This window comes from Ruegeria sp. YTSC199, from assembly GCF_059609725.1.
In genome coordinates, this window is sequence record NZ_JBXWMF010000005.1 from 250614 (window position 1) to 258872 (window position 8259).

An 8259-nucleotide genomic window follows, 5' to 3' on the forward strand; every position below is an offset into this window, starting at 1 on the left:
CGAATTCATCGTTCAGGATCAGCCCAAGTCACAACATGAAAGGGCTGATCAATGGACAACATCGATCCACTTCTTACCGCCTCTGAGAGCGCGCAGTATCTTCAAATCTCAGTGCCAACATTTTGGCGCAGGGTTGCCGATGGCACAGTACCACCGGCTGTCAAAATCGGATGCCTGTCACGCTGGCCTCGCTCGGAGATTGTGGAGGTCATCGAGGACGCCAAATCCAGGCGCTTTGAACCTGAAGCCGCGAAGAAAGTACTTCTTGCACCTCAGAAAACTGAGCCAGCCTCCTTTGTCTCGCCATTGACCGGAAATTTTCAATGAACATGCGCACTGATTATACCAGCATCGCTAAATCGGCGGCTGATTACGCTGCTCGAGGGTGGCATGTTTTTCCCGTGCCGCCCGGAGAGAAAAAGTCTTACAAATCCGAGAAACACTGTGGCGGTCAAAAATGGGGCGCTACTACGGACCAAGGTGTAATTGCGAGGGACTGGCAGAAATGGCCATCCGCTAATGTTGGAATCGTCACGGGACCAAAGTCCGGTTTTTTTGTGATCGAGGCGGATACACTGCAAGGGCACAAGACAGATGGGATCTCCAACTTGCTCTCCCTCATCGATGCCAACGGAACTCTGCCTGAAACGGTGGAAGCCCTCAGTCCCACCGGCTCTTGGCATTTATACTTCAAGTGGCCGGAAGGCACTAAAATTCGCAACTCGGCAGGCCAAGTAGCACCAGGTGTGGACGTACGCGCTGATGGAGGGATGGTATTAGGAGTGCCTTCCGTCCGGCCTGGGTTTGACCAAAGATACCGCTGGAAGAACCCACCTGGATTGTTCGAATTAGCCGAATGCCCAGACTGGCTGCTGAAGTCAGTGTTGAAGCCAGAAAAGGAAAAGGCTGAACCCAGGCACAGCTTGAATGCCGACATCGACAACCGTTGGGCACAAGCGGCGTTGCAATCTGAACTAGCTGCACTACTCGCCACACCAGTAGGCGGTCGCAATCATCAGTTGTTCAAATCTGCGTCCGCACTGTTTGAGGTCGTCTCTGGCGGTCACTTAGGTGAAGCATTGGTTCGTGAGCGACTGGAGGCAGCAGCTTGTGCCATTGGCCTCGACTCCTTGGAAACTTGGCGCACCATCGATAGTGGTTTTAAGGCTGGTATCGAGAAACCCAGAGGCCCCAAACAAAGAAAAGAAAACACGGAACTAAAGTTCCGCCATAGCGAACTGAGCCTAGTTCGGGACGACAAAGGTCGTCCGTTCTTTAACCCAGCAAATGCACTTACTCTGCTTTCCCAACACCCAGAATGGTCAGGTGTTTTAGCTTACAATGGGTTCACCGCGCAAAAGTACTTGTTGAGGCCAATTCCTGGACAAAAAGCAGGTAGCTCTCCTCGTCCTCTCGAAGATGATGACTACGTAGCTGTTCAATGCTGGTTCAATCGAAATGGCTTTCCACGAACCAGCATGGATATTGTTCAAGGAGCTGTACGAAAGACCTGCCGCGACAATTACTTTGATCCCCTCCAAGATTATCTAAACAACTTAATTTGGGACGGAGAGGAGCGTTTAAACACTTGGTTAAGCGCTTATTGCGGAGCAGAACCAAGTGTTTTTTCTTCCGAGGCGGGCAAGCGTTGGTGCATTTCAGCAGTTGCTCGCGGCCTTTCACCGGGGTGCAAAGCTGATCATATGCTGGTTTTAGAGGGCTCCCAAGGACGAAAAAAATCTACCGCCTTGGCAACTCTGACCGGCGTTGACTGGTTCAGCGATGCTCTTCCAGCGATGGGGACCAAGGATGCTTCAAGTTTTTTGCGTGGAAAGTGGGTAATCGAAGTCGGCGAACTAGAGGCGATGCGGAGAGAAGTGGATGCGGTTAAAGCATTCATTTCGAGGCAGGTGGAAACATTCCGTCCGGCTTATGGTCGTGAGGAGGTTAGCGAACCCCGTCGATGCGTATTCGCTGGCACAACCAACAAAGAAGATTGGCAACGTGACGAAACCGGTGGACGCCGATTTTGGCCTGTCCGTGTTGGAGAAATTGACATCAATGCACTTGCCCGCGACCGAGACCAGATTTGGGCCGAGGCCGTCGAGTTATATCGTCAAGGTGAGAGATGGTGGCTCGAAGGTGAGGCGGAGAAAATTGCTCGCAAAGAAGTTTCAAATCGCCGTCCCATCGATCCTTGGAGTGAAGATATTTGTAAGGCGGTGCACGGCCACACGGAAGTGACTGCCAAGCAGGTGTTGAGCAAGATGGGTGTTAAGCGCGCCGACATGACACCGCTTTTAGCCAAGCGGGTCGCACAAGAATTGGTGGCACAGGGATGGAAAAGAGCCGGACGTATCACTTCAGGTGAAGGAAAGGGAGCTGTGAGGTTTGTTCCCGACGACAAATCGATGAAGGCGAAGTGAAGATGGTGAAGGTGGTGAAGGTGGTGAAGAAGGTGAGGCAGAGAAAGCCAAAACCCAACACAACAGATAAGTGCATGTTATTAGGCACTTTGTTGAAGATTCTTCCATTCAAGGAAAAACTCTTCACTCGCTTCACTGAAGAAAGCAACTTGCGCATACAGCTATGTGAGCGCTGCTAAACAGCGGTCCATTTCGTTACCTAGACATTCTGAACGAACTCTCCAAAGAGGAAAACCGAATGACCAAAATCACAGCCCTTGACTGCATCCGCGATGCAATAAAAACCGCCGAGTTAGAAGTCCGCGCCCTCGAGATTGAGGAAGCGCTGAACATACTGTGCGATCACATCTCGCCACCGGACTGCCTAAACCTGACAAAAATCGACATGCGCTACAACAGGCTGCATCGCGAGTTGTGCGACATCTACCAGTCGCTACATCTGCGCTACCGCAGTTTAGCACAATAAAGAAAGAGGCAGAGCATGACTACCAAAGGCCCAAACACAGACATGATATCCGCAACCGAAAGTAACTGCACAGATGAAACCTCACAGAAGCTCAAGAAGTTCAGCGAAGTGTTAGTAGCGGAATATTACCAGCGGTACGATGAGGTAGGCGAAGTGAAAATACCTATTGGTGCTATTGGACCAATTGTTGAGAACATTGAGGGTAAGAGGGGACAGGTACACTACCTAGGAGGCTCGATCTGGCACGTAATCGTTCAGCGGCAGCCCAGAGGACATATTCGGACGAGGATCAAATCTGGCGCTTGGCTTGCGGTTCTAGAACACATCCTGAATTATGGCGGCGACAACACTTCAAACCGTGAAGCGCTCACACACCTGCAAAGTTTTATTGAAACCGTCAGTGACAAAAACTTTGAAACAAATAAGAAACAAATAACTAAGTTGCCGAAGGTAATCGAATGTCAGAAATAATCAAAGCAGCAGAAGCTGCGTTAAAGTCAGCTCACTTTGTTCTCGCAAAAGTCAACGAAAACGGCGCTGAGTTCAACGATTTGGCGGTTGCAATGATCGGAGTGATTGGCGGTTTCATCGTGGCGCTGGAAAGCGAGCTAACAAGCAATCTTGCGCCAGAGGTCCGCAATAGAATCCTTGGCGTAATTAAGCGACTTCGCGCAACACAAACTGAGCTGGAAGAAGCGATCACCCCTCTAACAAGTATGACCCCGCGATGAACCACGTTTTCGGATTTGCAAGCTCAAAAGGCGGGGTCGACAACGAGTTCGACGAAGCAATCGTTGCCCTCTTCGGCCTAAAACACGGTGCAAATTTCTCAATGGCAAACCTTAAATGCCACGTGTGCGACGAGCAGACCAAACACACCGTCGCATTCACCGAAACAAGCCGCGAATGGGAGTGCCAGAGATGTGGCCAGATCGAGATTGAGGACAACGACGAATAAAAAGGGCCGAGGCACTTCTACCCCGACCCTGAGACCTGCCCCCGCCATGCTAACAGTTGCTGAATCTCAAATTGCAGTCACCGCACAAAATACAAGACCTGCCCTTGCTGCTCGGGGCGGCAAATTGAGGACTTCTAAACGTCTCTTTCATTGGCTGGCACATATGCATCTAATGGCCAAAAATCTTGAAACACACCCCTGCAATTTTGACGACTCCGCAGCGGTGGACGCCGCAGCAATGGCTGGCCGTATCCGGCCCCAATTCATGACACCTGACCAGGTCGAACGACTACGCCCCGCCCTGATCGAAACAGAGGCTGTGACGGTCGCAGAAGCCGTGAAACAGCTTGCGCATCTGCCCGAGCGTAACCGCGAATGGTGGCAGTTTATTCAGGCTAAAACCAAGCTGAGAATTTCTGAGATTTTGGAAGAAATTGGCGACGAGATCGACCATCCAGAAGACCCAGGCGCGGTCGATATTGCAGGGATCATCAACCGCGAACTAGGCCCGCGCTGATCACATCCCTGGACCGCTGAAAAAGGCAATGTCCCGGCGCGCTCGATGAGCTGCCGCATATGCCAGCAAAAACATCCGCGCAGTTGCCACCGTTTTCTTATTCTTCCGAAACCCAACTCCTGAAGGGCGGCCAACCGCCCGAGCAAATGCTCGCCGCAGCTCCTTCGAACTGATGGCGAACATGTTGAACATCACCGTGATAATATTCATTTCCTGCCACCCGTCTCTTGTAGCAGCGCTTCACCAAAAATAGCTAACAGCGCACGTTCCCGCTTTTCGCTCCTTTCCAGATGATCAATGATCGTTCTTTGCAGCTCAAAATGTTCGCGCAACGCCGTATCCATTGCTCTTTTCAGCTCAAATTCTTCAAATTTCATTGCCTGATCCTCCTGCCTTGCAGGTGTGCAGATCGAGGCGGAACGCAAGCTGGCTTTAATGTTCTATAAACATTTCAGGGTGAGCCATGAGGCCCACCCTGCAACCACGTCCGAAAACATGGCTTCTGCCCCCCGCAAATGCGGGGAACAAACTGCCTATAGCAGCCACCGGCGAAACGCTTCTTTTGCTGTGATAATCTCGCCAGATTCACGCTGGGGAATCTCTTCTTTTTCCAATTTGTGGCCCTCCGTTCCCACCGGTCCACAGTTCTCTTTGTGACCCTTTCATGTGGCCCGCTATCCCTCTGAATTTGCATTTTAATGTTTCACTGCAATTTACAAATCAGCGCCTGAACATTTGGGGGTTTAGGAAAGAGCAAGTGGGATCGTCTAGCCCCTCCGGGACCGACGAACACTTGCAAAGGGGAGTTGCATTCCCCCTTGACCCCCTGTGGCGGGCCACAGAAAAATGAGGATTTTTATGATGGACCCTATTGCCCCTGAGACCCCGCAGAGCGTTGACCCTGCGGCCCCTGGGCCCGCACCGGGCCAACCGCCAAACAGGACGCATGTTTTCAAGATGCGCTTGACCCCAGACGACGCCGCCCGATTGAAAACATGGGCGCATCGAAACGAGCTATCACAAGCTGACTACGTTCGTTTCATGACGTTCGGCAGGACCACATTTGCGCCGCCGAACAGCTCGAAGTTGGAGGCCATCGCCCGCCAGCTTGTCGGCATCGCTACGAACATTAACCAATGTCAACACTCGATCAATGAGGCTCAGCAATCCGGCACACTGACTGCCACCCAATTCGAGGCGATGGGCCGCGTTCTGGATCAGAGCCGCAGAGCCTTTGCCAAACCACTGGCCGAGCTGCGCGCCGAGCTGAAGAAGCTGAAGCCCGCCGCCACTGACACATCCGACGAGTTGGACGCCGGATGATAATCAAGACGGGTGGCATAAGCGCAGGCGATGGCCCCCGCATCTGCAACTATGTGGTTGCAGAGGGCGACAACGAGCGCGTCGACGTCCTGACATCCAGCAATGATCAGCTCTTAGTCGCCGACGATTTTGCACAGCTCAGAGGCCGCAAAAACGGCCTGTTGCACATCATCATCAGTCCTGACGAAGCGCTGACACCCGACGAGCTGGCCGCGACCGTCGCCGCGATCCGCGAGGAGTTCGGATTCGATAGAGATGATCCTGAAACGCTGGCGATGCACGAAAGCAAGCGCGCAGATGGATCGACCCAAAAGCATTATCACTTAGTGCGACCAGCTCAGAACAGTGTGACCGGCAAGACTTACAAGCTTTTCCGCGGCAAGGCGAAAGACGAAGCTGTTAGCCGCCTTTGCGAACTGCAATTCGGCCACCAGCTCACCAGCGGCGCGAACAATGCTTTTGCTGAAATGAGATTGCGAGAACAAGGCAAAGACGAGCTGGCCGACCGCCTGGCCGCTGAGCTGGGCGACGACGAGCGCCCCAGAGCTGCCTTTTCCAACGATCAGCACCAGCAGGCCAAGCGATCAGGTTTTGACCTGCCAGCCTTACGCCACCAGCTCACAACCATTGCCGCCCTGCCCCGTGACCAGCAGCCCGCCAAGCTGGCCGAGCTGATCGAGCGCGAATGGCTAGAGCTGGCCGACGCCATTCCCGAAGGACGCGGTCGAAGCCGGATTATGATCGAAACCCCGGAAGGCATCCGCGATCACAACGCAAACAGAACTTTGAAAATCAAAGCCCAAGACGTAGCCAAATTCATTTCAAAAACACAGGAGATAGTACATGAACTCAGAGCCAACAAAGCCCGCTCCCGACCAAACTTTGCGGGACCTGCTATCGCAGATCATCCAAGGGCAGGAGCAGATTCACCAGAGCAACCAGGCCATAATAGCTCGCATGAACGCTCTTCTGAAAATCTTTCAGGCAATCAGCAGGAGCTGAAAGAGAGTAAGGAACTGACACTGGCAGCGATAAGTTTGCGGCCACTGGCGGCACAGTTTGCAGATAACCGCTCAGACGATGTAACTTCGACTGGCATTGAACCGATCCCAGACCCCGGCGATCCGAACTTGCTTCGCAAGCTGGCCGCAATACTTCGAAAACAAATAGAGAAGGCAAATGCCGCGCTCAAACGGGCCACCCATAGATCTGACGGCATGACGTTAGTCTAGAAAATCCTTGCAGGAAAATCGGGTTGAGTGGCAGGTTGCTGTCACAACTTTAAGATTTTCAAGCGAGTCACGAATGATTGAAGCTATCCATTTAGCAAACCAAGGCGCGTACGATGCAACGGGCACCAAGCTCGAAGGATTGAAGAAGCTCAATTTTATCTTCGGCTCGAATGGATCAGGCAAGACAACGATTTCCCGTGTTATCGAAGGCTCGGGAACTTTCCCCGACTGCCAAATAACCTGGGCGGGCGGCAGTCCGCTGGAAACCCGCGTCTACAATAAGGATTTTGTCGAAAAGCACTTCGATGCAGAAAGTAGCATCAAGGGTATCTACACATTCGGAGAGAACGTCGAGATCGCCGAGAAGATCAAGACTCTCAAGGGCGAGGCTGATGTAATCAAAACAAAGCTTGGTGGGCTCCGAAAGAATCTCTTCGGCGAAGATGGAGCAAGCGGAAAGAAGAAAGAACGTGAAGCGCTCACCGCGCAGATCGTGGAGGATGTATGGAGCGCCAAAAAGAAGTTTGATAAACTGGAAGCAGCCTTCACAGGACTGAACAACAACAAGAAAAGCTTCTGCGACCGCTATCTCAAAGAAGCGTCGAGCAACATCGCTACAGTGAGGGATATTTCAGAACTACGTGAAGACGCGACAACGGTCTTTTCGGGGTCGTTAACCAAGGCAACAGTCTTGCCCAATCAGGATAGCTCGACGATATCGATACTGGAAGGCTCAGCGATCCTGAAGAAGAAGATCATCGGAAAAGAAGACGTGGACATCGCGGCGCTAATCGAAAAGCTCGGCAACAGCGATTGGGTGCAGCAGGGACGGCAATACTTTGATCAACTAGAGGACCAGTGCCCATTCTGCCAACAAAAGACGGATGCAGCCTTCAAGCAGAGCCTGGAAGCGTATTTTGACGAGAGTTACATCTCCGACCTCGTATCAATCGACAAACTGCTCGCCGGTTATGCTGATGCAGCAAAAGACTTACTGAACGCATACAGAGCCACCGATATTGTTGAGTCGCCCTACCTTGACCGCGAGACCTACGAAAAGGACGTTGCAGCCCTTGGCCTCGCTCTGGATAGCAATATTGAGCACATCACGGCTAAGCGAAAAGAACCAAGTGCCGTCGCCACGCTTACTAGCACAGCCCCGTTAATCTCAGCGGTGGATGCCCTTATCAACGCGGCCAACAAGAAGATAATAGCAAACAACGATACAATCGATAATCTCGCTGCGCGAAAGAAAGAACTTGTCCGTCATCGAATGATTTGGAACACGAGCGTTTGATTGGCTTAGGAGGATCAGGCTCGCTGTAGTTTCAATCTAC

Annotated in this window: 12 protein-coding genes; 10 read left to right on the forward strand and 2 right to left on the reverse strand. The window is 52.1% G+C overall.

Going from position 1 to position 8259, the window contains the following annotated elements; translation table 11 throughout:
• Positions 1-51: 51 nt before the first annotated feature.
• The 7 genes from AC2FEE_RS07040 to AC2FEE_RS07070 all read left to right on the forward strand — a co-directional run bounded on the left by AC2FEE_RS07040 (position 52) and on the right by AC2FEE_RS07070 (position 4367).
• Entirely contained in the window at positions 52-327 is a 276-nt protein-coding gene (locus tag AC2FEE_RS07040; RefSeq protein WP_480449962.1) for a helix-turn-helix transcriptional regulator, read from the forward strand.
• Positions 324-2426: a VapE domain-containing protein gene (locus tag AC2FEE_RS07045; protein ID WP_496864010.1), complete on the forward strand. Its 2103-nt coding sequence runs from the start codon at positions 324-326 to the stop codon at positions 2424-2426. The genes AC2FEE_RS07040 and AC2FEE_RS07045 overlap by 4 nt, the downstream gene beginning before the upstream one ends.
• Positions 2427-2664: 238 nt before the next feature.
• Positions 2665-2892 carry a hypothetical protein gene (locus tag AC2FEE_RS07050; protein WP_170716965.1) on the forward strand — a complete coding sequence of 76 codons (228 nt, stop codon included), beginning with the start codon at positions 2665-2667 and terminating at the stop codon, positions 2890-2892.
• Positions 2893-2907: 15 nt separating this feature from the next.
• Positions 2908-3363, forward strand: a complete 456-nt coding sequence (locus tag AC2FEE_RS07055) for a hypothetical protein (RefSeq protein WP_496864012.1) — start codon at positions 2908-2910, stop codon at positions 3361-3363.
• Positions 3351-3623 carry a hypothetical protein gene (locus tag AC2FEE_RS07060; RefSeq protein ID WP_496864013.1) on the forward strand — a complete coding sequence of 91 codons (273 nt, stop codon included), beginning with the start codon at positions 3351-3353 and terminating at the stop codon, positions 3621-3623. The genes AC2FEE_RS07055 and AC2FEE_RS07060 overlap by 13 nt, the downstream gene beginning before the upstream one ends.
• On the forward strand, positions 3620-3850 hold the full coding sequence (locus AC2FEE_RS07065; protein ID WP_480589652.1) for a hypothetical protein: 231 nt from the start codon (positions 3620-3622) through the stop codon (positions 3848-3850). Before AC2FEE_RS07060 ends, AC2FEE_RS07065 begins: the two co-directional genes overlap by 4 nt.
• A 46-nt stretch (positions 3851-3896) precedes the next feature.
• Positions 3897-4367 (forward strand): hypothetical protein, encoded by a 471-nt coding sequence (locus tag AC2FEE_RS07070; RefSeq protein WP_496864014.1) that lies wholly within the window; start codon positions 3897-3899, stop codon positions 4365-4367.
• Here the strand turns inward: AC2FEE_RS07070 and AC2FEE_RS07075 are convergent, their stop codons facing one another.
• Both AC2FEE_RS07075 and AC2FEE_RS07080 read right to left on the reverse strand, forming a co-directional pair.
• The gene (locus tag AC2FEE_RS07075) at positions 4368-4577 is read right to left on the reverse strand and encodes a hypothetical protein (RefSeq protein ID WP_496864016.1); all 210 of its coding nucleotides are present in this window, start codon (positions 4575-4577) and stop codon (positions 4368-4370) included. It abuts the gene before it with no gap.
• A complete protein-coding gene (locus AC2FEE_RS07080; protein WP_480449969.1) occupies positions 4574-4744 on the reverse strand; it encodes a hypothetical protein in 171 nt (56 codons plus the stop codon). The genes AC2FEE_RS07075 and AC2FEE_RS07080 overlap by 4 nt, the downstream gene beginning before the upstream one ends.
• Before the next feature lie 484 nt (positions 4745-5228).
• Between AC2FEE_RS07080 and AC2FEE_RS07085 the strand changes: the two genes are divergently transcribed.
• The 3 genes from AC2FEE_RS07085 (at position 5229) to AC2FEE_RS07095 (ending at position 8219) form a co-directional block, all read left to right on the forward strand.
• Positions 5229-5690: a plasmid mobilization protein gene (locus tag AC2FEE_RS07085; RefSeq protein WP_496864029.1), complete on the forward strand. Its 462-nt coding sequence runs from the start codon at positions 5229-5231 to the stop codon at positions 5688-5690.
• The gene (locus tag AC2FEE_RS07090) at positions 5687-6922 is read left to right on the forward strand and encodes a hypothetical protein (RefSeq protein WP_496864017.1); all 1236 of its coding nucleotides are present in this window, start codon (positions 5687-5689) and stop codon (positions 6920-6922) included. Before AC2FEE_RS07085 ends, AC2FEE_RS07090 begins: the two co-directional genes overlap by 4 nt.
• Before the next feature lie 73 nt (positions 6923-6995).
• Positions 6996-8219 carry an AAA family ATPase gene (locus AC2FEE_RS07095; protein WP_496864018.1) on the forward strand — a complete coding sequence of 408 codons (1224 nt, stop codon included), beginning with the start codon at positions 6996-6998 and terminating at the stop codon, positions 8217-8219.
• Positions 8220-8259: the final 40 nt, after the last annotated feature.